This window comes from Micromonospora halophytica (assembly GCF_900090245.1).
GTDB classification, from domain to species: Bacteria; Actinomycetota; Actinomycetes; order Mycobacteriales; family Micromonosporaceae; genus Micromonospora; species Micromonospora halophytica.
Map to the genome: position 1 here is coordinate 163,721 of NZ_FMDN01000012.1, position 23,621 is coordinate 187,341.

The 23,621-nt window shown below is 70.1% G+C and carries 19 protein-coding genes; 13 read left to right on the plus strand and 6 right to left on the minus strand.

The annotated features are described in order from the left end of the window. Positions 1-46: 46 nt before the first annotated feature. The 9 genes from GA0070560_RS17315 (at position 47) to GA0070560_RS17355 (ending at position 9,609) form a co-directional block, all read left to right on the plus strand. On the plus strand, positions 47-1,315 hold the full coding sequence (locus tag GA0070560_RS17315) for a beta-ketoacyl-[acyl-carrier-protein] synthase family protein (protein ID WP_091298406.1): 1,269 nt from the start codon (positions 47-49) through the stop codon (positions 1,313-1,315). Further along, positions 1,312-2,520: a ketosynthase chain-length factor gene (locus GA0070560_RS17320; RefSeq protein WP_091298409.1), complete on the plus strand. Its 1,209-nt coding sequence runs from the start codon at positions 1,312-1,314 to the stop codon at positions 2,518-2,520. Before GA0070560_RS17315 ends, GA0070560_RS17320 begins: the two co-directional genes overlap by 4 nt. A gap of 33 nt (positions 2,521-2,553) precedes the next feature. Continuing rightward, the gene (locus GA0070560_RS17325) at positions 2,554-2,811 is read left to right on the plus strand and encodes an acyl carrier protein (RefSeq protein WP_091298412.1); all 258 of its coding nucleotides are present in this window, start codon (positions 2,554-2,556) and stop codon (positions 2,809-2,811) included. Between the two features lie 562 nt (positions 2,812-3,373). After that, the gene (locus GA0070560_RS17330) at positions 3,374-4,219 is read left to right on the plus strand and encodes an AfsR/SARP family transcriptional regulator (protein WP_091298415.1); all 846 of its coding nucleotides are present in this window, start codon (positions 3,374-3,376) and stop codon (positions 4,217-4,219) included. Between the two features lie 141 nt (positions 4,220-4,360). Next, positions 4,361-5,515 (plus strand): cytochrome P450 family protein, encoded by a 1,155-nt coding sequence (locus tag GA0070560_RS17335; protein ID WP_281184467.1) that lies wholly within the window; start codon positions 4,361-4,363, stop codon positions 5,513-5,515. A gap of 47 nt (positions 5,516-5,562) precedes the next feature. Next, positions 5,563-6,834, plus strand: a complete 1,272-nt coding sequence (locus GA0070560_RS17340; protein WP_091298420.1) for an activator-dependent family glycosyltransferase — start codon at positions 5,563-5,565, stop codon at positions 6,832-6,834. A gap of 80 nt (positions 6,835-6,914) precedes the next feature. After that, positions 6,915-7,250 carry a muconolactone Delta-isomerase family protein gene (locus GA0070560_RS17345; protein ID WP_091298423.1) on the plus strand — a complete coding sequence of 112 codons (336 nt, stop codon included), beginning with the start codon at positions 6,915-6,917 and terminating at the stop codon, positions 7,248-7,250. Next, positions 7,247-8,422 (plus strand): class I SAM-dependent methyltransferase, encoded by a 1,176-nt coding sequence (locus tag GA0070560_RS17350; RefSeq protein WP_091298427.1) that lies wholly within the window; start codon positions 7,247-7,249, stop codon positions 8,420-8,422. The genes GA0070560_RS17345 and GA0070560_RS17350 overlap by 4 nt, the downstream gene beginning before the upstream one ends. 17 nt (positions 8,423-8,439) lie before the next feature. Next, positions 8,440-9,609, plus strand: coding sequence for an aromatic ring-hydroxylating oxygenase subunit alpha (locus tag GA0070560_RS17355; RefSeq protein ID WP_245675565.1), 1,170 nt, complete (start codon positions 8,440-8,442; stop codon positions 9,607-9,609). An 80-nt stretch (positions 9,610-9,689) separates the two neighbouring features. Here GA0070560_RS17355 and GA0070560_RS17360 read toward each other — a convergent pair whose 3' ends face one another. The 3 genes from GA0070560_RS17360 to GA0070560_RS17370 form a co-directional block, all read right to left on the minus strand. Continuing rightward, entirely contained in the window at positions 9,690-11,210 is a 1,521-nt protein-coding gene (locus GA0070560_RS17360) for an FAD-binding oxidoreductase (RefSeq protein WP_211565882.1), read from the minus strand. A 25-nt stretch (positions 11,211-11,235) separates the two neighbouring features. Next, a complete protein-coding gene (locus GA0070560_RS17365; RefSeq protein ID WP_170839451.1) occupies positions 11,236-12,393 on the minus strand; it encodes a cytochrome P450 in 1,158 nt (385 codons plus the stop codon). 128 nt (positions 12,394-12,521) lie between these two features. Then, a complete protein-coding gene (locus GA0070560_RS17370; protein WP_091298517.1) occupies positions 12,522-13,022 on the minus strand; it encodes a MarR family winged helix-turn-helix transcriptional regulator in 501 nt (166 codons plus the stop codon). 182 nt (positions 13,023-13,204) lie between these two features. On the opposite strand from GA0070560_RS17370, the gene GA0070560_RS17375 reads away from it, so the two are divergent. Together GA0070560_RS17375 and GA0070560_RS17380 are read left to right on the plus strand one after the other, a co-directional pair. Beyond that, positions 13,205-15,058, plus strand: coding sequence for a DEAD/DEAH box helicase (locus GA0070560_RS17375; protein ID WP_091298435.1), 1,854 nt, complete (start codon positions 13,205-13,207; stop codon positions 15,056-15,058). Then, positions 15,055-15,618: an SWIM zinc finger family protein gene (locus GA0070560_RS17380; protein WP_211565883.1), complete on the plus strand. Its 564-nt coding sequence runs from the start codon at positions 15,055-15,057 to the stop codon at positions 15,616-15,618. The genes GA0070560_RS17375 and GA0070560_RS17380 overlap by 4 nt, the downstream gene beginning before the upstream one ends. Before the next feature lie 42 nt (positions 15,619-15,660). Here GA0070560_RS17380 and GA0070560_RS17385 read toward each other — a convergent pair whose 3' ends face one another. Next, entirely contained in the window at positions 15,661-18,384 is a 2,724-nt protein-coding gene (locus GA0070560_RS17385; RefSeq protein WP_091298438.1) for a glycosyl hydrolase, read from the minus strand. 278 nt (positions 18,385-18,662) lie between these two features. Here GA0070560_RS17385 and GA0070560_RS17390 point away from each other — a divergent pair, with 278 nt between their 5' ends. Further along, positions 18,663-19,880, plus strand: a complete 1,218-nt coding sequence (locus GA0070560_RS17390; RefSeq protein ID WP_091298441.1) for a class I SAM-dependent methyltransferase — start codon at positions 18,663-18,665, stop codon at positions 19,878-19,880. A 19-nt stretch (positions 19,881-19,899) separates the two neighbouring features. Here the strand turns inward: GA0070560_RS17390 and GA0070560_RS17395 are convergent, their stop codons facing one another. Continuing rightward, the gene (locus GA0070560_RS17395; RefSeq protein WP_091298444.1) at positions 19,900-20,853 is read right to left on the minus strand and encodes an NAD-dependent epimerase/dehydratase family protein; all 954 of its coding nucleotides are present in this window, start codon (positions 20,851-20,853) and stop codon (positions 19,900-19,902) included. A 191-nt stretch (positions 20,854-21,044) separates the two neighbouring features. Between GA0070560_RS17395 and GA0070560_RS17400 the strand changes: the two genes are divergently transcribed. Continuing rightward, on the plus strand, positions 21,045-22,154 hold the full coding sequence (locus GA0070560_RS17400; protein WP_091298447.1) for a DegT/DnrJ/EryC1/StrS family aminotransferase: 1,110 nt from the start codon (positions 21,045-21,047) through the stop codon (positions 22,152-22,154). A gap of 59 nt (positions 22,155-22,213) precedes the next feature. Here the strand turns inward: GA0070560_RS17400 and GA0070560_RS17405 are convergent, their stop codons facing one another. Beyond that, on the minus strand, positions 22,214-23,602 hold the full coding sequence (locus GA0070560_RS17405; RefSeq protein ID WP_170839452.1) for an MFS transporter: 1,389 nt from the start codon (positions 23,600-23,602) through the stop codon (positions 22,214-22,216). Between the last annotated feature and the right edge of the window lie 19 nt (positions 23,603-23,621).

The following is a 23,621-nucleotide window of genomic DNA, read 5'->3' on the forward strand; positions in this document are numbered from 1 at the left end:
ATGGCGGCCACGGCCGCCCGCCCAACCGTTACGAGGTCAGGCAGAGATGAAGCGTCGTGTCGTGATTACCGGAGTGGGACTCGTCGCCCCCGGCGGCAACGGGGCCAAGCAGTTCTGGGATCTGATTTCCGAGGGGCGGACGGCCACCGGCCGGATCTCCTTCTTCGATCCGAGTCCGTTCCGCTCGCAGGTCGCCGCGGAGTGCGACTTCGACCCGGAGCTCGAAGGGTTCAGCCCACAACAGATCCGGCGGATGGACCGGGCCACCCAGTTGGCGGTGGCGAGTGCCCGGGAGTGCGTGCAGGACAGCGGACTGGACCTGCGGGCGGTCGATCCGGCGCGTACCGGGGTCACCGTCGGCAGTGCGGTCGGCTGCACGATGGGCCTGGAGGAGGAGTACCGGGTCGTCAGTGACGGTGGGCGGAGCTGGCACGTCGACGAGAGCTACGCGGTGCCGCACCTGTTCGACTACTTCGTACCGAGCTCCATCGCCGCCGAGGTCGCCTGGGAGGTCGGCGCGGAGGGCCCGGTGGCGACCGTCTCCACCGGCTGCACCTCGGGGCTGGACTCGGTCGGTCAGGCGGTGGAGCTGGTCGCGGACGGTCTGGCGGACGTGATGGTGGCCGGCGCCTCCGACGCGCCGATCTCGCCGATCACCGTCGCCTGCTTCGACGCGATCAGGGCGACCACCCCCCGAAACGACGACCCGGCCACGGCGTCGCGGCCGTTCGACCGGAGCCGGAACGGGTTCGTGCTGGGTGAGGGCTCCGCCATGTTCGTGCTGGAGGAGTACGAACGGGCCCGTCGGCGCGGTGCGCACATCTACGCGGAGGTCGCCGGCTTCGCGACGCGGAGCAACGCCTTCCACATGACCGGCCTTCGGCCGGACGGCAGGGAGATGGCCGAGGCCATCACCGTGGCCATGGCCCGTGCTGCGGTGGAGCCGGGCGACATCGACTACATCAACGCACACGGTTCCGGCACCGTCCAGAACGATCGTCACGAGACGGCGGCCTTCAAGCTGAGTCTGGGGTCGCGCGCCTACGAGACTCCGGTCAGCTCCATCAAGTCCATGATCGGCCACTCCCTGGGAGCCATCGGCTCCCTCGAGATCGCCGCGTGCGTGTTGGCGATGGAGAACGGGGTGGTGCCACCCACCGCGAACCTGCATGATCCGGATCCGGTGTGCGACCTGGACTACGTGCCACTGGTGGCGCGGGAGCACCGGGTCGACGTCGCACTGACCGTGGGCAGCGGGTTCGGTGGCTTCCAGAGTGCGATGGTGCTGGCCAGGCCCGACCGGGTGGGGCGATGAGCGCCGTCGTGGTGACCGGCATGGGCGTGGTGGCGCCAACCGGTCTGGGTGCCCGCCGGCACTGGGAGAACACGCTCGCCGGGCGGACCGCGATCGGCCGGATCACCGCCTTCGACCCGGCCGGGTACTCCAGCCGGCTCGCCGGGGAGATCAGGGACTTCGTACCGGGGGAGCACCTGCCGGGGCGGCTGTTGCCGCAGACCGACCACATGACCCGGCTGTCCCTGGTGGCGGCGGACTGGGCGCTCGAGGAGGCGGCGGTCGACCAGGCCGCGCTGCCGGAGTTCGGCATGGGGGTGGTGACGGCCAGTTCGGCCGGCGGCTTCGAGTTCGGCCACCGGGAGCTGGAGAAGTTGTGGAGCAGGGGGCCGGAACACGTCAGCGCCTACCAGTCCTTCGCCTGGTTCTACGCGGTGAACACCGGCCAGATCGCGATCCGGCACGGGATGCGGGGCCCGAACGGTGTGCTGGTCACCGAGCAGGCGGGCGGGCTCGACGCGGTGGCGCAGGCTCGCCGGCAGGTGCGCGGTGGCACGCCGGTGATGGTCTCCGGCGCCGTCGACGGATCACCCTGTCCGTGGGGATGGGTCGCGCAGCTCTCGGGCGGCGGCATCAGCAGGTCCGAGGATCCCGACCGGGCCTTCCTTCCCTTCGACGTCCAGGCGGCGGGCTACGTACCCGGCGACGGTGGCGCGCTCTTCGTGCTGGAGACCGAGCAGGGGGCGCGGGCTCGGGGCGTACGGTCCCGGTACGGCGAGATAGCCGGGTACGCCGCGACGTTCGACCCGCCGCCGCGGTCGGAGCGGCCGTCGACGCTGCGCCGGGCGATCGAACTCGCGCTGGAGGACGCCGGGCTCGAACCGAGCCGGATCGACGTGGTCTTCGCCGACGGCGCCGGGGTGCCGGAACGCGACCGGGTGGAGGCGGAGGCCCTGCTGTCGGTGTTCGGACCGTACGGCGTGTCGGTGACCGTGCCCAAGACGATGACCGGCCGCCTCAGCGCCGGTGGGGCGGCCCTGGACCTGGCCACCGCACTGCTGACCCTGCGGCACGGGGAGATTCCCCCGACCGTCAACGTCACCAGCCCGGTGCCGGACTACCAGCTCGACCTGGTGACGCAGCCGCGCCGGCGGCCGGTCTCGGCGGCCCTGGTGGTGGCTCGAGGTCACGGCGGCTTCAACGCCGCCATGGTCGTGACGAGGTGACGCATTCCGATCTGACCGAGAAGGGCGCAGAGAATGAACGAATTCACGGTGGACGATCTCACAACGATTTTGCGGGAATGTGCGGGTGAGGATGACGAGTCGGCCCTCGATGGCGACATCCTGGACGTGGAGTTCGGCAGTCTCGGGTACGACTCGATCGCGATGATGGAGACTGCGGGTCGTATCAAGATTGACTACGGGGTGGTGCTGGCCGATGACGTGGTGCTGTCGGCCGGGACCCCGCGCGAACTGGTGCGGCTGGTCAATCTGACCATGGTCGAGAGTTCCTGAGGCTGCTCCGAGCCGTTGCGGGGCGATGGCGCGGCCGACCGGGAAGCGGCATGGTCGACATCGGTCGTACTGCGGTGAGCTGCGGTGACGAGGGCCGCGGACGCCGGCTTGTCCATCCCTGTCCGCGCAGGCGCGGCGACCGGACCCGGTCGCCGCGCCACTTGCTGCGCCACTTGCGGGGAGCTCGCCTCCGGCTGCCCGGGCGGGCGCACCGGGGCGGGTCCGCTGGTCGCGTGTCGTCGTGTGCACTCCCGGTCCGGAGGCTGCCCGGCGAGGCGGCGGAGGTCTGCCGAATGGGCGACCTGCGGCATGGTCGATGGCGCCGGGAGAGGGGTGTGGTCGGTTTCACAGCAGCGTCGACAGAGGGCGCTTGACAAACGCGACTGGCTCATATCAATAGAAGGCTGTCAAGGCCATTTTGGAGCGGAGATAGGACTTGCGCGCTGAGTGGTACTCGCGTCACGCGCCGCCCCATGGTACTTTTGCCGGAACGCATGGTTCTTCCTTTCCATCACATTTGAACTCGGGGGACGCTGTGGGATTTGAAGGTCCGGCGACAGTTATGAATCTGGGAGTCCTGGGTCCACTGTCCGTTCTTTCCAACTCGGTCAACAAAACGCCCAGCGCGCGGAAACCGCGCAATGTTCTCGCGATGCTTCTGGTCCACGCGGATCAGGTGGTTCCGGTATCCGCGTTGATCTCGGAATTGTGGGAGGACGAGCCTCCGGTCAGCGGGCTGACCACCCTGCAGACCTACATCCTGAACCTGCGGAAGACCTTCGTCGCGGCGACCGGCCGGCCCGCCGCCGAGATCACGAAGGAAGTCCTGGTCACCCGCGTCGGGGGCTACATGTTCAGAAGCGATGCCAGCGTGCTGGACGTGCGCGAGTACGACAAGCTGGTCTCGGCCGGCTGGTCGGCGCTGGGTGACGGCGACGATCTCACCGGGATGATGCGCCTGACCGAGGCGCTCCGGCTGTGGCGGGGCGCGGCCCTGGTCGACGTGCCACTGGGGCGGGTGCTCGAGTCCAAGCGCCGTGAGCTGGAGGAATCCCGACTGATGGTGACGGAATATCTGGTGGGTGCCAAGTTGCGGCTCGGGATGTACCGCGAGGTGCTGACCGAACTGGCCGCGCTCACCGCCGAGAATCCGTTGCACGAGGGCCTGCAGGCGCAATACATGCGTGCGCTGCACCTCGGTGGCCGGCGTGCGCAGGCGCTCGAGGTCTTCCACCGGTTACGGCGCAACCTCATCGACGAACTGGGCCTGGAACCCGAGTCGCAGGTGCAGCGTGCCTACCAGGCGATTCTCAATTCCGACACCGAATTCGACCAGGACCTCCACGTGGTCCGTCCGCTCGCGGGCAGTCTCAGCAGCTCCAGTTGGGGTCGCGCCCGAACGTATTGAGCGGTGCTGACTGAAACCTGACAGCCACCAACACGGTACGATTCGTTTCTCGGATACGGGTGGAGTGGCGCTCAAAATGACGCCCCGGCAGTTTGAGGCCATTCCAAGTGTGATTCGAGCGCCGCGACACACAGTGGAAGGGTGCTGACACAGACGGACAGTGAGCTCGGTCGGTCCCTGATGACCGAGCGCGGAATGCAATGGTTGTACGCACACGGCAGCGACCCGCACTCGGTTCTGCTACGCGCGGAAGACGAGAATCGCGGCGCGCTCCTCGAAAGGCTCCATGAGCTGGGGCCACTCCAGCGCAGCCGCAACGGCGCCTGGGTGACCGGCGACTTCCTGCTCGGTCACGAGATCCTCCACGATCGGCGGATCACTCCCGGCACACCGGACGACGCCGCCGACGGGCACGAGCTCCGTCGGCGGGTCGCCCTTCTCGGGCTGCCCGAGGAGGCGCGGGAACGGCCGTGGACCGGGTCCGAACGGTGTCCGGACGGCGGCGCGGTCGAGCACGCCTGTGCCGACGGGCTCGAGCGGATCGGTGACGAGTTCGACCTCGTCACCGACCTGCTGCGTCCGGTGATGATCGCGATCGTCGGGGACCTCCACCGAGTGCCGGAGGCGGACCGGGCCGCGTTCAGCCGGTTCTGCACCGCCGCCGCGCCGGTTCTCGACGCCCGACTGGCCCCGCCGAGGCTCGCCCGCGCCCGGGCGGTGATCGACGCGGTCGACGGCCTGGAATCCCTGCTCCGCAAGCTCCCCGGCGCGGACGACGACCACATCGCCGCCACGACGGTGAGTTGCCTGGTCGGCGTGGAGGTGGCGGTCGACCTCGTCGCGAACGCGGTGCAGGCCCTGCTCGACCACCCTGTCGCGTGGCGAACGCTGGGCGAGGACCCGGCGTTCGCCGGCCGCGTGGTGGAGGAGACGCTGCGACACGATCCGCCGATCCGGCTGGAGAGCCGCATCGCCCGAACCGACCTCGAACTCGCCGGCCAGCCGATCGACGCCGGCACCGAGGTCGTGGTGAACGTCGAGGCAGCCAACCGCGACCCCCGACGCGGCGCGGACCTCGACCGGTTCGACCCGTTCAGGACGCCCCCGGCGGCGCACCTCTCGCTGACCGGTGCGCCGTACCTCGACGCGGTCGCGCCGCTGGCGCGTACCTCGGCGGCCGCGATGTTGCGCGTCCTGGCCATCCGGTGCCCGCGGATCCGCCGGCGCGGGCCCGTCGTACGCCGGCTGCGCGCTCCCGTGACCCACGCGATCACGCGGTTGCCCGTGACCGCCTGAGATCTGCCTCCCGCGACGTTCGTCCCCTCTGGAAGGACTCCTGTCCCATGCGCGTTCTCATGACGTCCCTGGCGGTCGAAGCGCACTTCAACAACACCGTGCCGCTGGCCTGGGCGCTCCGGGCAGCCGGGCACGAGGTCCACGTCGCGAGTCATCCGGCGTTGACCGAGATCATCACCCGCGCCGGGCTGGTCGCGGCGCCGGTGGGCACGGACCATACCCATCACGAACTGGTCCGCGAACTCGGAGCGGAGCTGACCGGCTTCTACCGCGACATCGACTTCACCGGTGAACGCGGCGGCGGCTACACCGAACTGAAGGGCGCCAACACACTGTTGACGGCCACCTTCTACGCCCAGGCCAACAACGACTCGATGGTCGACGAGCTGGTCGACTACGCCCGGTTCTGGGAGCCGGACCTGGTGGTCTGGGAGCCGTTCACGTTCGCCGGGGCGGTGGCCGCCCGAGCGACCGGCGCCGCCCACGCCCGCCTGCTCTGGGGACCGGACCTGTTCCTGCAGACGCGGCAGACGTTCCGGCGGCAGACGGATCTGCTGCCCGAGGAACTGCACGACGACGCGCTGGAGGAGTGGCTGTCCTGGACCCTGGACCGGTTCGGCTGCGCCTTCGACGAGGAGGTCGTGACCGGGCAGTGGAACATCGACCAGATGCCCAGGAGCGTCCGACTGGACCTGGGGCGACCGTCGGTGCCGGTGCGGTACGTGCCGTACAACGGGCCGTCGGTGATACCGCAGTGGCTCCGTACGCCGGCCGACCGGCCGAGGATCTGCCTGACCCTCGGTATCACCTCCCGCGACCTGCCCTACCCGAACATGGTCTCGGTGGACCAGCTCTTCGAGTCGGTCGCCGGGCTGGACGCGGAGATCGTGGCGACGTTCGACGCCGGGCAGCTCGCCGAGTCGACCCGACTGCCCGACAACGTCCGCGTGACGGACTTCGTACCCCTGCAGGCCCTGCTGCCGACCTGTTCGGCGGTGGTCCACCACGGCGGCGTCGGGACCTGGTCCACCGCGGCCGTCAGCGGCGTGCCCCAGCTCGTGGTCGCCGGCATGTGGGACAACGTCTACCGGGCCCGGCGACTGGCGGACCTCGGGGCCGGGATCTTCCTGCCGCCGCACGAGCTGACGGCGGCGGCGCTGCGCGACGGTCTGGAACAGCTCCTGACGAAACCGTCCTTCCGCGAGGAGTCCCACCGGCTCCAGGCGGAGATCCTGGCCGAGCCGAGCCCCGGCGCGGTCGTGCCGGTCATCGAGGAGATGACCGGACGGCACCGGAGGCCCCGACCGGGGTCGCGGTGAGTCGACTCGAGTCGGGCTCGAGCGTGCCGACTGGCCCGGACCATACGTTTCCCGTGTTCGGCTAGATACGAGGAGGAGAGATGGCGCTCTTTGCGGTGCTGGCGACCCAGGCGCCGGCCGCCGGTGAGGCGAAGGAGTTCCGGGAGCGGCTGCCGGAAGGCTTCGCCTACACGAAGGCCCTGGTGGACAAGGGGGTCATCCGGCACAGCTGGATCCGGGTCGGCGCGTCCGGTGGCCTCAACATCTACGACGTCGCCTCGCACGAGGAGTTGCTCGCGGTGCTCTACGACAATCCGGTCAGCCCGCATCTGAAGTTCGAGGTGATCCCGCTGGCCGAGCCGGCCAGTTTCGATCCGGCCGCTCAACTGCTCAAGTGGGCCCGGAAGAGCGACCAGGCCACCCCGGAGACGGCATGACCGTCGACCGTCGACTGGCCGGGCGCCTCGCCGAGCGGGGGGCCGGGTCCGACCTGGAGATCTCCACCCTGCTGAAGGAGGCGGGCCTGGACGCCGTCGTCGACGTCCTCGTCGACGAGATCCTGTTCCGGTGCGACGCGCCGGTGAATCCGGTGCCCGTCGACATCGCGATGAACGTCACGCACGGCAGCGAACAGCGCCGGATCGTCTTCCGGATCGCCCGGGACCGGCCGATCGACGTCGTGGACGGCGACGACACGTCGATCCGGCGGGAGATCGGCATCGGCGCGGTGGACCTGGTCCGCCGGCTGTACGGGCGGACCGGCCAGCGTCGCCTCGGCGACTTCACCGACACCTTCCTGCCGACGCGCCCCGCCGACCTGGCGGAGCTGCCGGGGATCCTGACGTCGACCAACCAGGCGTCCGGGACCCTGTTCTCGGGGTGCACGGTGCCCCAGGACGACCTGGGCAAGCTCTCGGTGGCGTACGGATCCGACAAGTGGGCCAGCTTCCACTGGTACACCGGCCACTACGAGGAGCAGTTCGCCAGGTACCGGGACCAGCCCGTACGGCTGCTGGAGATCGGCATCGGCGGCTTCGACGGGCAACTCGGCGGCGCGTCGCTGAAGATGTGGAAGAAGTACTTCCACCGTGGGCTGATCTACGGGCTCGACCTGTTCGACAAGTCCGCGCTCAATCAGGGCCGGCTGACCGCGCTCACCGGGGACCAGTCGGATCCGGCCGCGCTGACCGCCATCGCGGAGGAGCACGGGCCCTTCGACATCGTCATCGACGACGGCAGCCACGAGAACGAACACGTCCGGACCTCGTTCGACGCGCTGTTCCCGTACGTCCGTCCCGGCGGTCTGTACGTCATCGAGGACATGCAGACCTCCTACATCCCCAGGTGCGGGGGGACCGCGGGACCGGTCGCCGGCCCGGACACCACGGTCGGCCTGCTGAAGCGGCTGCTGGACGACATCCACCACAACGAGCAGGAGCCGCGAATCGCAGAGGCGCCCACCATCACGCAGAGCCAGGTGGTCAGCGTGCGGGTGTGCCGGAACATCGCGTTCATCGAGAAGGGCGTCAACGGCGAGAACGGCATTCCCGGCTGGATGGACGACGACGCCTGGGTCGCCCTGGGTGCCATACCTCCGGCGGACAGCTGAGGCAGAGGGGGAGCATTGTGAGTCCGACCGAGACCGCCCGGGTGACGGCGTCGCCCGACCTTTCGGCGACCGAACTGGTGGCGGAGCTGCGACAGTACCTGCGGCCCGACCCACCCGCGATCAGCCTGCCGCCGCAGTTGTTCACCTCACCCGAGGTGTACGAGTGGGAGCGGACCAGGATCTTCCAACGTTCCTGGATCCTGGTCGGTCACGTCGACCAACTCGCCGTGCCGGGTGACTATCTCGCGTTGACGATCGCCGGCGAACCGGTCGCGATCACCCGGGGTCGGGACGGTCTGCTGCACGGCCTGTCGCCGGTCTGCCGGCACCGGATGATGCCGTTGGTCGAGCCCGGCGGCGGCAACACCAAGGACCTGACCTGTTCCTACCACCTGTGGCGCTACAACCTCGACGGCACCCTGCTCGCCGCCACCCACATGCGCGGCAACAGCGACTTCGACCCGGCGGACTGCCGCCTGCCCACCTTCGCCGTCGCGCAGTGGCACGGTCTGGTCTTCGTCAACCTCGACGCCGACGCGCCGGCCTTCGACGGTGACCTGTCGGTGGTGGAGCGGGAGATGACCAACTACCACCTCGACGAGATGGTCCAGGTCAGCAGCTGGACCGAGGAGTGGAACTGCAACTGGAAGATCGCTGTCGAGAACGGCCACGAGAACTACCACGCGATCGGGTTCCATCCCGACACGGTCAAGCCGCTGATGACCGGCGGCATCGACATGGACGTGCACGCCGACTCGCCGCTGGTGACCCGGCTGCTCAGTCCGACCGGCACACCGTTCGAGACGACCTTCCTGCCGTTGACCGAGGCGGAGAAGAGCGTCATGTACAGCTTCCGGATGTTTCCGTGCGGAGCCGTGGCGACCTTCGGGGAGAGCATCGCCTGGATCAGTCTCGTGCCGATCTCGATCGACCGGACCCAGGTACGTGGGGGCACCCTGATGCCGGCGGCCGCTCTGGAGGGCGCGGACGTGGCGGCGATCCGGGCGCAGATCGAGGGGCTCACCGGTGTGATCAACGCCGAGGACCGCCGCGGTCTGGAGGCCGTGCAGAGCACGGTCGGTTCGCGGTTCGTCCAGCGCGGGCACCTCAGCCCGAAGGAGCCGGGAGTACTGGCCTTCTACCGCAACCTGGCCCTCGCGATGACCGGTGGGACCACCGGCGTCTGATCCGGGTCATGCCTTCGCCCGGCCGGGAGCACCCGGCCGGGCGAGAGCGTGCGGAGCAGGCGGCGTGCGGGGCGCGCGCCTCAGTCGGGCAACCGCACCGACAGACCGTGCCGGAAGACGTCCAGCGGATCCCAGCGGGCCTTCACCTGTTGCAGCCGCGGGTAGTTGTCCTTGTGGTACAGCGTGTACCAGGGTGTCCCCGAGGTGTTCCAGCGGGGATCCGCGAGGTCGGTGTCGGGGTAGTTGATGTACGAGCCGTCGCTGTCGTCACCGGGCACCGGGACCCCGCCGGTGTCGGCGTAGAGCTCCCGGTAGAACTCCCGGATCCAGGTGATGTGCTCGTCGTCCTGCGCCGCGTCGGTCCAGTTGTCGAGGTAGAAGGCCTTGAGCACCGAGTCGCGTTGGGCGGTGGCGGTGGCGTCCGGCGGCACCGCGGCGGCCATCCCGCCGTACGCGGCGAGGATGACCCCGGCCGTCGGGTTCCGGTAGTCCTCGCTGGTCAGCCGGCGGTAGATCACGTCCGTCTGCGCCTCGGTGTACCGCCTGCGCAGGTACGCCGCCTTGCACTTCGCGCGCAGGCCCCACACGTTGCCGGACATCCGGGGGTGCAGCATGGAGCGCAGCCAGGGCCTGGTCTGGACGTCATGGGTGTACGGCACGCCGACACCCTCGTTGAGCGCCGCCAGATACGCGTCGAGCATCTCCGCGGCGTCAGGCCGGCCGGCGTCCACCTGCGTGGTCAGCCCGACCATGCCGGACTCCCGGCGTAGCACGGTGAGGATGCTGAACAGGCTGGTGAACCGGGAGTCCGGGCCGCTGTTGAGTTCGTGCCAGCGGCCGTGGTTGCGCAGCAGCCGGCCGAAGGATTCCCGGGTGAGATCCGGCCACGACCAGAGGACCAGGCTGTCCAGCACCTCGGCCGGTGGCGTGGGCAGCAGCCCGGCGGGATCCGGGCCGACCGCCCCGGGGGTACGGAACCAGTAGCGGGTGACGATGCCGAAGGTGCCGCCCCCACCGCCGGTGTGCGCCCACCACAGCTCCCGGGCCGGGTCGGCGGGATCACGGCTGGCCACGACGGCGCCGGCGGTGCCGGAACGGTCCACCACCACCACTTCGACGGCCTCGAGGTGGTCCACGACCGAGCCGTACCGGCGGGTCAGCGGGCCGTAGCCGCCACCGGGAACGTGTCCGCCGACGCCGACGCCGGCCTCCAGGCCGGCCGGGATGGTGACGCCCCAGCCCTTGAGCAGGGTGCGGTACACGTCGCCGAGCAGCGCGCCGGGCTCGACGAAGAAGGCCCGGCGGCCCGCGTCGTACCCCACCGCCTTGAGCTCGGACAGGTCGATGAGGAACTCGGTCTCCGGCGAGTCGACGAAGTCCTCCAGGCAGTGGCCGCCGCTGCGCGCCACCACCCTCGCCCCGGCGTCCACCGCGTCCTGGACGGCCTGGACGACCTGCGCCGTGGAACCGACGACCCGGACCTGCCGGGGACGGCAGCGGAACCTGCCATTGGCGGCGGAGGTCACCTCGACGTACCGGGAGTCGCCCGGCACGATCGTCACCGGCCCGGCCGTCGAGCTGTCCTCGGTCGACGTGGTCACGGGCGGGCCCGACTCCACGCCCACCTCAGCGGACGACCAGGTCGAGCGGAAGGTACTTCGTGCCGTTGAAGTCCTTCGGATCGTGGAACACGATCGGCTCGTCGGTCGGGATCCTGAAGTCGTCGTACCGGTCCAGCATCGCGTTCAACGCGATCCTGACCTCCATCCGGGCCAGCGGCGCGCCCAGGCAGAAGTGGATGCCCATGCCGAAGGCCAGGTGCCGGATCTGCTCGCGGTGGATGTCGAAGGTGTCCGGATCCTTGAACTCGCTCTCGTCCCGGCCGACCGAGACGAGTGAGACGCTCACCAGTGAGCCCTCGGGTATCCGCTTCCCGCCGAGTTCGACGTCCTCCGTCGCCCGCCGGTCGAGCCAGACCAGTGGTGACCGGTACCGCAGCACCTCTTCGAGCATGTCGGGGATGAGACCGCGGTCGGCCCGGATCTCCTTCATGGCCCCGGGATTCTCGTCCAGGCAGAGGATCGCGTTGGTGAACATCGTGCTCGTGGTGAGGTGCCCGGCGATCAGCAGCAGCGCCAGGAAGCCCACGATCTCCTGGTCGTCGAGGCGTCGGCCGTCGGTCTCCGCGGCGACGAGCGCGCGGATCAGGCCCGCCTTGTCGGAGGCCCGGTACTCCCGCACATGGCTGAGCAGGTACTGGTTCATCTCGCGGATCGACGGCGCCATGGCCGCCACGCCCTCCTCACTGAACAGGGCGTCCACCCCGTTGTCGACGAGCAGCGCGTCCGCCCACTTGCGGAACAGGTGCCGGTCGGCGACCGGCAGGCCCATCACCTCGGCGATGACGGTGACCGGCAGCGGGTGCGCCAGGTCGCCGACCAGGTCGATGCGGTCGCGGCCCTGGTCGCGGATCCGGTCGAGCAGTTCGGTGGCGACCTGTTCGATCCGGGGTGCCAGGCCCTGTACGAACTTCGGCGTGAAGCCCTGGCTGACCAGGCTGCGCATCTGCCGGTGCCGGGGGTCGTCCATGGCCTGGAAGTTGCCCTTGGTGAACGTCTTCAGTTCCTCGTGGTCGGGGATGAAGGCGCTCAGGTCGTTGGAGAACCTCTTCGCATCGGTGGCGACGGTGACGCCGTCCCGGTAGCCGAACACCTGCCACCGCCCGGACGTCTCGTCCAGGCTGACCGGTTCGCTCTGCCGCTTCGACTGGTACAGAGCGAGCATGTCTCGCATCTTCTCCGGAATGTGCGGACCACCCATTGATCGACCCCTCACGTGGCGGACGGAGACCTGTGGGTGCATCACAACGGAGCGGGCTCGAAGGGCCCTGGAACGCTGGTGGACCTGGGTGGTCAGGGCGCGGGCCGGTCGGCGGGGGAGCGCAGCCGTTCGACCTCCGCGGCCGCGCTCGCCCGGAAGACCTCGATGAACCGCAGCAGCGTGCGTAGCTGTTCGTCGTCGAAGGCGGCCAGATCCTGGTGGGTCCGCGCGGTCAGTCCCGCGTAGTACGCGTTGATCCGTTCAAGTCCCTCTTCGGTCGGCTCGATGAGGATGCGACGTCGGTCGTGCGGGTCGGGCACCCGGCGGACGCAACCGGCGTCCGCGAGCCGGTCGATCATGCGGGAGGCCGAGCCGGGGGTGAGGCCGACCCGCCCGGCCAGCACCCCGGCCGTGGTCGGGCCGTGCTGCTGCAACGCGTGCAGGCAGTGGAAGTCGGTCACGACCACCCCCATCCGACTCGCGATCAGGCTGTTGATCTGGATCAGGTGGGTGATCCAGTCCGGCAGCCTGCTCACGACCTCGTCGGCGAGCGACCCGCTGACCGCGGTGGGGTGCTCCTTCTTCGCCCGCATGGTCACACCCGGTCCGATCTGTGGTGCATAATTCCTCTTATTGATTGCGTGGCACAACGGTTGTGTCCGACAACCATCATGTCATCCCCGTCCTAGGAGTGGGTATTGCCTAGCTCGTCCGCCATGCCGATGCCACTGTGCCCGCCGGCCCCCGTCGCGTCTCCCGTCACCCGAGGTGGACGATGACTGAGCTGCCCGGCACGCTGCAGGCCACCTTCGTCCCCGCCGAGGACGCGATCGCCTGGTGGGGAGTCGAGCAGCTGACCGAGACCGTACGGGAACACGGGCTGCCCGAAGGCCGGCCCGGCGTCTGCCGTCTGGCCCTGCCCGAGGCAGGCCGGATGACCGCGGCCAGCGTCCCGGTGCTGCTGGCGGAGCTGGACGCGGCGCTGCCGGCCCTGCGCGCCCTCGACCCGCGGGCGACGGTCGGCGAGTCCGTCCGGGTGTGGCGGGACGCGGCCGAGCTGCCGGAGGGCGACGACGAGGGCTACGCGACGTTGAGCACGCGGATGCCGGCGGCGGCCCACGCCGTGCTCAACAGCGAGGGCACCGCCATCACCGCCGCGCCCGCCCTGCTCACCCAGTTCCGGCAGGCGATGACCACCCGGGCCGCCCTGCACCGCACAGCCATCCAGGCAGAGCTGCGGCCGTACCAGGTCCACGGGGTGGCCTGGCTCAGCGCGCGGCCCGGGCTCGGCCACGGCGGTGTGCTCGCCGACGAGATGGGCCTGGGCAAGACCCTCCAGGCCATCTGCCTGCTCGCCACCCGCCGCTCGGCCGAACCGCACCTGGTGGTCTGCCCGACCTCCCTGATCGGGAACTGGCGGCGGGAACTGGCCCGCTTCTCCCCGGCCACCCCGACGATCAGCTATCACGGCGCCGGTCGGCAGCTGCCGGACGCCTACCAGCCGGGGACCGTGGTGATCACCAGCTATCCGGTGCTGCGCAGGGACGAACCGTTGATGAAGACCGACTGGGACGTGGTCGTCTTCGACGAGGCGCAGCAGATCAAGAATCCGGAGGCGTTGGCCAGCCGGGCGGCATCCGCGCTGTCCGCCCGGTCGCGGATCGCCATGACCGGCACCCCGGTGGAGAACCGGCTCGACGAACTCTGGTCCATCCTCAACGTGACCAACCCTGGCCTGCTGGGCAGCCGTGCCCGCTTCCGGCAACGCTTCGTGGCGCCGATCGAGCAACGACGCTCCGCCACCGCCGCAGCCGCCCTCAACGCGATCGTCCAGCCGCACCTGCTTCGCCGGACAAAGGCCGAGGTGGCGGCCGAACTGCCGCCCAAGCAGTACTCGACGATGGTCTGCACCCTGACCGACGAGCAGGCCCGGCTCTACCGGGAAGCGGTGGACCGCGCCTTCTCCGACGGTCTCGGCGCCGGCATCGAGCGCAGTGGCCGGGTCCTCGCGCTGCTCACCGCGCTCAAGCAGATCTGCAACCACCCCGCCCAGTTCCTGCGCGACGGTCCCGCGCAGCCAGGGCGGTCCGGCAAGTTCGATCGGGCGACCGAGATGCTCGCCGAGATCGTCGACGAGAACGACCGGGCGCTCGTCTTCACCCAGTACCGGGCGATGGGCGAGCTGTTGTCCGGTCACCTGGCCGACAGCCTGGGGGTGGGCCCGATCCCGTTCCTGCACGGTGGCCTCTCCGCCGCTCAGCGCGACCGGCTCGTCCATGCGTTTCAGGAGGACGACGACGCCCCTCCCGTGCTCCTGCTCAGCCTGCGGGCGGCCGGATTCGGCCTGAACCTCACCCGGGCCACCCACGTCATGCACTACGACCGCTGGTGGAACCCCGCCGTCGAGGAGCAGGCCACCGACCGTGCCCACCGGCTTGGCCAGCAGCGCACCCTGAACGTCTACACCCTGGTCACCGGCGGCACGATCGAGGACCACATCGCCCAGATGCACGACAGCAAGCGAGGGCTCGCGGAAATCGTCTCCGGTGACACGGAGGCCGCCCTCGCCAAGTTGTCCGACGACGAGCTGCACGCGGTGCTCGACCTCGATCTAGGAGCGTTCAATTGATCCCGGCGGAGTTCGGAGCCACCCCCTGGGGCCGGGCCTGGGTGCGTACGGTCGCCTCGACGGCCTCGGCCGGGCCCAACGCCCTGCTTCCGAAGGCGCGGAGTCTCGCCCGCAACCACGCGGTGACCGTGACGGCCGACGGCGGCCACCTCGAGGCCGACGTGGTGGTGTCCGGCGTCGGCAACCACGTCCGCATCGAGCTGCCGCCCTGGCCCGCCGAGACCCAGGCCGAGGCGAAACGCCTGATCGCCAAGGCGATGGCGGACAACTCGGGCCTGGCTCCCGGCGACCTTCCGGACACTCTGGACGCCGACTTCCGGCACCACGGCATCAGTGTCGGCATCGGACTGGACGACCTGGTGTCCGAGTGCAACTGCCGGAGCCGGCGGCGCCCCTGCGTGCACGTCCTGGCCACGATCTACACGCTGTCCCAGCTCGTCGACGAGCGCCCGGAACTCGCCATCGACCTGCGTATGTCGCCCACCGAGCTCGCCCCACCGCCGGACCCGAACTGGGTCCCGCTGACCGACGTCGACCCGGCCACCTTCTACGGCGGCTGAACCGCCCGTCACCTTCCGGCACGCCTGAGCCGACGTCGGACGCTACACCGACACGGCCCGCAGGCGTACCGGGCCGATGAGGCCGGCCGGGCGGGGGGTCCGGGACGCGAAGCGCCCGTAGGCGTCCTCCCTCGCCCGGCTCAGGGCGATCAGCCGGTTGCCCAGCGTCGTGGCGATCTCGACGGTGACGGTGTTGGCGCCGCGGCGCAGGTACGGCAGCACGTTCCGGGTGCCGGGCGCGACGCAGCCGCCGGGCACCGCCAGGCCGTTGACCTCCACCCGGACGGTGCCCCCGACGTGGCCGAGGTCGAGCAGCACCGCGTCGATGTCCCGGTCCCAGTCGTCGTCGAGAAGGACGGTGGTGCGATAGGTCCCGCTACCCGCGACGTCCGCGAGTCGGGGAATCGTCCGCCAGTCGCCGAGCGCGTGGTCGACGAGCCGATGGGTCTCCTCACCCCCGGGGTGCCAGTCCCGCACGTCGAGGTCCCACTCCGCCAGGTTCCGCGACCACCGGTCCCGGACCGGTACGGTGGGAGCCGGAGTCGCGACCGGTTCGGCGTCCAGACCGGGCCCCTCGCCGAGGAAGACCACCGTGGCCTCGCCCGGGTCCAGTTCGAGTGACACCTTACGGCGACCGTCCGCCTCGGTGGTGTCGACGTGGTGCGACGTCCCGGTCCAGAGGTCGAGGATGCGTCCGGCGCCACGGCCGCGGAGTTCGGCGGTGAAGCGTGCCCTGGTGGCACCCATGTTGAACAGGTGGTAGTAGTCGCCGTCGGTGCCCGCGCGATGCACCGGCAGGACGGCGGTGGCGTTCTGCAACCGGGCGTCCGGCTGCACGTCGAGGTCCCGCAGCGCGGACCGGATCTCCTCCTGCGTGCCGACCCGGCGGACGGTGGGCAGGGAGAGCAGGTCGGCGGCCCGGCCCGCGACGGCCGCGTCGGCGAGGGGTGCCCGGTGGAACCCCTGGGCGCGGTGCGGAGCCGTGCCGACGACGACGATCGGCAGGCCCTGGACGGCCAGGGTGTACAGCCGTTCCAGGACTTCGGGCTCCATCGCGGGCTCGTCGTCGACGACGAGGGCGCGGTAGCCGGCGTGCTCGGGCGCCAGCTGCCGGTCGCGTACCACGGCGGCGTCGGTCGCGAGCAGGCTCGGGCTGAGGAAGCCGTACGTGTAGCCGGCGTCGGCGAGGTTGGTCGCCGTCACCTTCGGCCAGGCGAGACACCAGTACGCCTGCCGGTAGAACGCCACGTCGATCCGGGGGCGGCCGTACCGGAGCACCGCGGACGCCCGGGCGACGTAGTCGGTGAACGCCCGGATGTGCCGCCACATCGGCTGGCGCGGGCCCCAGGCGTCGGAGACCGCAGGGGAGTTCTCGTTGGAGAACGGCGCCCAGCCGGGCCAGGCGGCGCCGGGCACGTCCGAGTAGGGGAATCCGTGCAGCACCAGTTGGTTCACCCCGCCGCTGAACGCGACGTCGACGTGCCGCTTCAGCTCGGCCAGGCCGGTCTGATAGTCGGCGTCGAGCACCGCACAGCACTCCAGCGAGACCACGGCCCTACCTCGCATGTGCGCCCCGGAGGCGATGCCGCGGTGGAAGTCGACGGCGCGGTCGTACGCCGCGGCGCCGTCGGTCATGCCTCCGGCGGCGAGCCAGTTGACCAGGTCCTCGCTCTCCGGCACCTGCACCGAACCGGCGACCTCGACATGGTCGATCGTGTTGCCGTACGGCTGGGCCCGGTAGCTGAGCCCTCGGCTGTTCGCCCAGCGGGTCAACGGCGCGACATGGTTGTCGGCGTACAGCTCGTTGAGCGTCCGGTAGTAGTCGTGCCGGATCCGACGCCCCAGTCCGCCCGGGAAGTCGTACCCGGACGGGCTCTCGGGGTTGGTGCCCTTGCGCAGGGTGGCCCAGTCGAAGCGGTAGAGGCCGTCGATGCGCAACACCGGCAGGTAGGGTGTCAGATCGTAGCCTCGGCGGCGGGCGAACTCCGCCGGTAGCGAGGCGGTCCAGAGCTCGGCGTCGACGGCGATCTCCAGCGAGTCCTCGAAGACGTCCCCGCCGGCCTGGCGCAACAGCGGGTCCAGGCGGGCCGGCAGCACGTACCGGTCGATATGGCCGATCGCCGCCGTCGTCGCCTCGCGGGAGAAGTGGTCGATGACGAGCGCGTCGGTGGCTCCGGCGTCGACGAGCGAGCGCTGCCCGGACGGCCGGGACCAGAAGCTGAAGACCAGCCAGGAGCCGGTCGGGGGCGCGGTCCAGCGCAGCGAGCCGGCGACGACGTGACCGGTCAGGTCGACGGCCGAGGCCTCGTCGAGCAGGATCGACCCGTCCGGGGTCCGGGGTGTGTCGCAGAGGCGGGCGGCGGTCACCGCGACGAGCCGGTCGGCCTCCGTGGGCTCGCCCTCGGGCGAGGGCACCGCCGCGTCGACGACCTCGCCGGGAGCCACCGCCCGGCAGCCCTGGACGAGCTTCTGCTGGGCGAGCCCGATCCGGTCGCCGCAGACGGCGGGACTGGCCAGCGGCCACCCGGGACTCACGGTCAGGTCGAGGCGCATCCCGTACGCCCGCGCGGCGACCAGGGCGGCTTCGATGCTCTCGGTGAACCGTGCGGTCCCCCAGGTCCTGACCGCGTCCGGGTCGGCCGCCGCGGGCAGGCCCATCGGAAGCAGGGCGATCTCGGCCCGCGCGAACCCGGCGTCGCGGAGGGTACGAAGTTCGCGCTGCACCTCGGCCGTGGTGACCGCCCCACCGGGCCACCACCACCGCACCCGGGGACGTGACGCGGCGCCGGGCGTGGCGAAGCAGCCCCCGTCCCGTGCGCCGCCATTCCGGTCTTCTCCCGATCGGACCATTGCCCACTCCCAGTGCCCGTTTACTGGACGCCGACCATCGCGGCCGCCGTTCTTGGCGACGAGTGCCGCCACGTTACCGCAAATTCCGGGCGCTCGTGACGACGAATCGGAGCGCCATTGGACACGCATCCTCCGACTGTTTTCCTAGCGATTCTCAAGCGATTCTTGTGGTCGTCTCCCATACGATCTCGGCCATGGTCAAATGCCGTGTTTGTGGTGGGTCACTGACTGAGTTCATCGACTTCGGGCAGCAGCCCCTCTCCGACGCCTTCCTGCCGCCGGACGACATCGCGGGCGAGTTCTTCTTCCGGCTCGCCGTAGGCCTGTGCGCGGACTGCACGATGGTGCAGCTCATGGAGGAGGTGCCGCGGGAGCGCATGTTCCACGACGAGTACCCCTACGTGTCGTCCGGGTCGGTGGTGATGCGGGAGCACTTCGAGGCGACCGCCCGGCAGTTCCTGGCGACCGAACTCTCCGGCCCGGACCCGTTCATCGTCGAGATCGGCAGCAACGACGGCGTCATGCTCAGGACGATCGACAAGGCCGGCGTGCGACACCTCGGGGTCGAGCCGTCCGGGAGCGTGGCCGAACTGGCCCGGATGCAGGGCATCCAGGTGCTCAACGAGTTCTTCGAGGCGTCCTCGGCGGTCCGGATCCGCGCGGAGCACGGGCCGGCCCAGGTCGTCTACGCCGCGAACACCATGTGCCACATCCCCTACGCCGAGTCGATCTTCCGAGGGCTGGACGCCCTGCTGGCACCGGACGGGGTGTTCGTGTTCGAGGACCCGTACCTCGGCGAGATCGTCGACCGGACGTCCTTCGACCAGATCTACGACGAGCACTTCTACTTCTTCACCGCCCGGTCGGTCGCGGCGATGGCCGAACGCTTCGGGTTCCAGCTGGTCGACGTGCGGCGGCTGCCGGTGCACGGCGGCGAGGTGCGGTACACCCTGGCCCGGGCTGGCGTCCGTACCCCCACGGCGGCCGTCGCCGACCTCCTCGCCGAGGAGGCGGCCGCCGGGCTCGCCGACCTGGCCACCTTCCAGCGGTTCGCCGCGGCGGTACGTGCGGTACGGGACGACCTGCTGACCCTGCTGCGCCGGCTCAAGGCCGAAGGCCGGGTGGTGGGCGCGTACGGGGCGACCGCGAAGAGCGCCACCGTCACCAACTACTGCGGGATCACTCCCGACCTGGTGGCGTACGTTCTCGACACGACTCCTGCGAAGCAGGGCCGGCTGACCCCCGGGGCGCACCTGCCGGTACGCCCGGCGCAGGAGTTCCGGCCGCCATACCCGGACTACCTGCTGCTCTTCGCCTGGAACCACGCCGAGGAAATCATGGCGAAGGAGCAGTCGTTCCGCGACGCAGGCGGCCGGTGGATCCTGTACACACCGAAGGTCCACCTGAGGTGACCTCGCCGGGCCGGGGTGTTCACCCTGCCCGGAAGGTCTCCCACATCGCGCGTAACGACCGTCCGAGCGGGATCCGGGGAACCCAGTCCAGCAGCTTCCCCGCCCGCCGGATGTCGGCCTCGATCCAGGCCCCGCCCAGGCTCCGTACGGGCCGGGGCCGTTCCACGAGGATCGACGCCGGGTAGCCGGCGCTGGTGACGAAGAGCGTCACGAAGTCCCGCATCGGCACCGCCGTTCCGCTCCCGATGTTGACGGCACATCCCAGGCCGGGCCGGTCGGCGGCTCGCAGGATGGCGTCGGCCAGGTCGCGGACGTCCACGAAGTCGCGTCGGTCCGTGGCGACGGACACCTCCATCCGACCCGTTCGGGTGGCCTCGTCCAGCAGTCGCAGCAGCCTGCCGGGGAGACTCACCGGGGACGGGTGCGGCCCGCAGACGTTCACCGCGCGCAGCACCACACCGTCGACCAGCCCGGTGTGTGCGGCCTCGAGCACGGCGTTCGAGCCGGCCAGCTTGGTCCGGGCGTACCCGGAGACCGGCTTCGGTACGACGGTCTCGTCGATCGCGACGCCGGGCTCCACCGCACCGTATTCGTGGATGGTGCCGAGGTGCACCAGGCGTGGCCGCCGGGGCAGCGAGGTGATCGCCGAGAGCAGGCGGCGGACCAGGTCGACGTTGACGCGGGCCAACTGCTCCTCGGTGCGGTCCCAGCCGTCGGTGGCGTTGGCCGCGTCGGTGGCGTTGACCACCACGCGCACCTCCTCGGCGCGGAGGATCTCGGCGATGGTGCCGGGCGCCGCGGCGGCCAGGTCCAGCCGGACGAACGCGTCGTGCCGAACGCCCGGGACAGGGTTGCGTGCCAACGCGACGACCCGGTGGCCCCGGCTGGCGAACGCCTCGCAGACGTGCCTGCCCACCCAGCCGGTGCCGCCCAGCACGGCGACGCAGCCGTTCTCCTCGCTCTTCGGCGACAACTCTTCTCTCCAGATCTTTGTTCGGTGCAGCGGTCAGGGCGGTCGGTGCGCCTCGAATATAGGAAGACCGCACGGAATTCGTCCAGCGGCGATTGCGGATGCGTTGTCCGAGCGACATCCGACCAGTCGTCGAGTGTGCCGTGCTAAACCTGCTGATATTCCATCAACGGCCCGGGAGGCAAGGCGGATCGATGGCCACTCTTGTGTGGGACTATGTGCAGGAATACGACGACGAGCGCGACGAGATACTCGCCGGTGTGGACCGGGTGTTCCGTTCCGGCCGCCTGATATTCGGCGAGAGCGGGCGTGGTTTCGAACGCGAGTTCGCCGCCTATCACGGCGTCGCGCACGCTGTCGGCGTGGACAACGGGACCAACGCCATCAAGATCGCCCTCCAGTCCCTCGGTGTCGGGCCCGGCGACGAGGTGATCACCGTCTCGAACACCGCCGCGCCGACCGTCGTGGCCATCGACGCGCTGGGCGCCGTGCCGGTGTTCGTGGACGTTCGTGCCGAGGACTACCTGATGGACACCGCCCTGGTCGCCGAGGCGATCACGGAGCGGACCCGCTGCCTGCTCCCGGTGCACCTCTACGGCCAGTGCGTCGAGATGGCGCCGTTGGAGCGGCTCGCCGCGGAGCACGGCCTGGTGATCCTGGAGGACTGCGCGCAGGCCCACGGGGCTCGACACCACGGTCGGATCGCGGGCGGCATGGGCGACGCCGCGGCCTTTTCCTTCTACCCGACGAAGGTGCTCGGTGCGTACGGCGACGGCGGGGCGATGCTCACCGGCGACGACGCCGTGGAGCAGCGCATGCGCCGCCTGCGGTACTACGGGATGGCCGAGCGCTACTACGTCGTGGAGACGCCCGGGCACAACAGTCGGCTGGACGAGGTGCAGGCCGAGATCCTGCGCGGCAAGTTGCGCCGGCTGGACGACTACATCGCCGCCCGGCGTGCGGTGGCCGCACGGTACGCCGAGGGTCTCGCCGGCACCGGGTTGGAGCTTCCGGCCGTCGCGGACGGCAACGACCACGTCTACTACCTCTACGTGGTGCGCCATCCCCGGCGCGACGAGATCCTCGCCGCGCTGGAGGCCTACGGCATCTCGCTCAACGTCAGCTACCGCTGGCCGGTGCACACCATGTCGGGTTTCGCCCATCTCGACGACCGGCGCGGGTCGCTGCCGGTCACCGAGCGGCTCGCCGACGAGATCTTCTCGTTGCCGATGTACCCGTCGCTGTCGAAGGACGTCCAGGACAAGGTGATCATGGCCCTGCGTGAGGTGCTGCAGCGGCTCTGAGCCGGCCCACCCGTTCCGTCCCGCGCCCCGGCGAGGGACGGAACGGGTGGTGCCCGGGCTCAGTCGGTGGCGGCCACCTCGGCAGGCTGGTCACGTCGGCTGGTCGATCGGATGAAGAGGCTGGTCACCGCGACGCCGGCAGCGATGATCGCGGCCGCCACGAAGCCGGGGGACATGCTCTCGGTCAGCACGTGGTGGTCGAGCGCCTCCGGCGTCAGGCCCGCCGGTGCGGTCGCGTACGAGGTCCGGCTCGCCGTGCCGTAGACCGTCACCAGTACGGCGAGGACGAACGGACCACCCAGTTGCAGCATGGTGTTGTACGTGCTGGAGGCCGCGCCGTAGTTGTTGGAGGTGACGCCGGCCCCCGCCATCTCGGTGGCGGGAATGAGGGTGCACGCCATCCCCGCTCCGACCAGGGCGAGCGGGCCGAAGATGGAGCTCCAGTAGCCGCTCTCCTGGGAGAGGGTGGCCAGCCACAGGTACCCGACGACCAGCGCCAGCGCGCCGATGAGCGTCATCCACCGCTCGCCGATCCTCGGCACCACGGCGGTGACGGCCACCGAGGTGAAGACCAGCGCGAACCCCGTCGTCAGGAACGACAGGCCGGCGATGAGCGGATTGAAGCCCAGCGGTCCCTGCACGAACATGGTGAGGAAGAACGACATCCCGATCATGCTGCCGGTGACCAGCACCGCCGAGACGTACGCGGTGACCCGGTTGCGATCCGAGAACAGCCGCAGCGGCATGATCGGTTGCTTCGCGCGACTCTCCACGACGATGAAGGCCACGAACAGGATCGTTCCTCCGATGATCGGGCCCACCACCGCCGACCAGTTCGACCATCCGTCGTGTCCGGCGTTGGAGAGACCGTAGACCAGTAGCACGACACTCAGGGCGGAAGTGATCGCGCCGGCCACGTCGAAACGTCCTCGCATTCGCGGCTGCTCGGCGATGAATATCGGCGTGAGAAGGAGTACGAGCAGACCGACCGGCACATTGACGAACATCACCCAGCGCCAGGAGAGTCCGGTGGCCAGGACGCCCCCGAGGAGCAACCCGACCACCGCACCGGAACTGCTGGCCGCCGCCGAGGTGGCGATGGCCTTGGTGCGTCCGGGCCCTTCCTGGAACAGGCTGAGGATCAGCGCCAGGGTGGTCGGCATGGCCATGGCGGCGCCCACGCCCTGGAGGGTGCGGGCGGCGAGGAACCACCAGTCCGCGGTCGCGAAGCCGCCCAGCAGTGACGCGGCGGTGAACAGGGCTATGCCGGCCATGAAGATCCGGCGGCGGCCGAAGATGTCGCCCATCCGGCCGCCGAGCAGCATCAGGCCGCCGAGGGCCAACCCGTACACGTTCACCACCCAGGCCAGCCCGGTCTCCGAGAAGCCGAGGTCGGCGCCGATCGACGGAAGCGCGACCGTCACGATCATGAGGTCGATGGTGAGCATCAACTGGCAGGACACGATA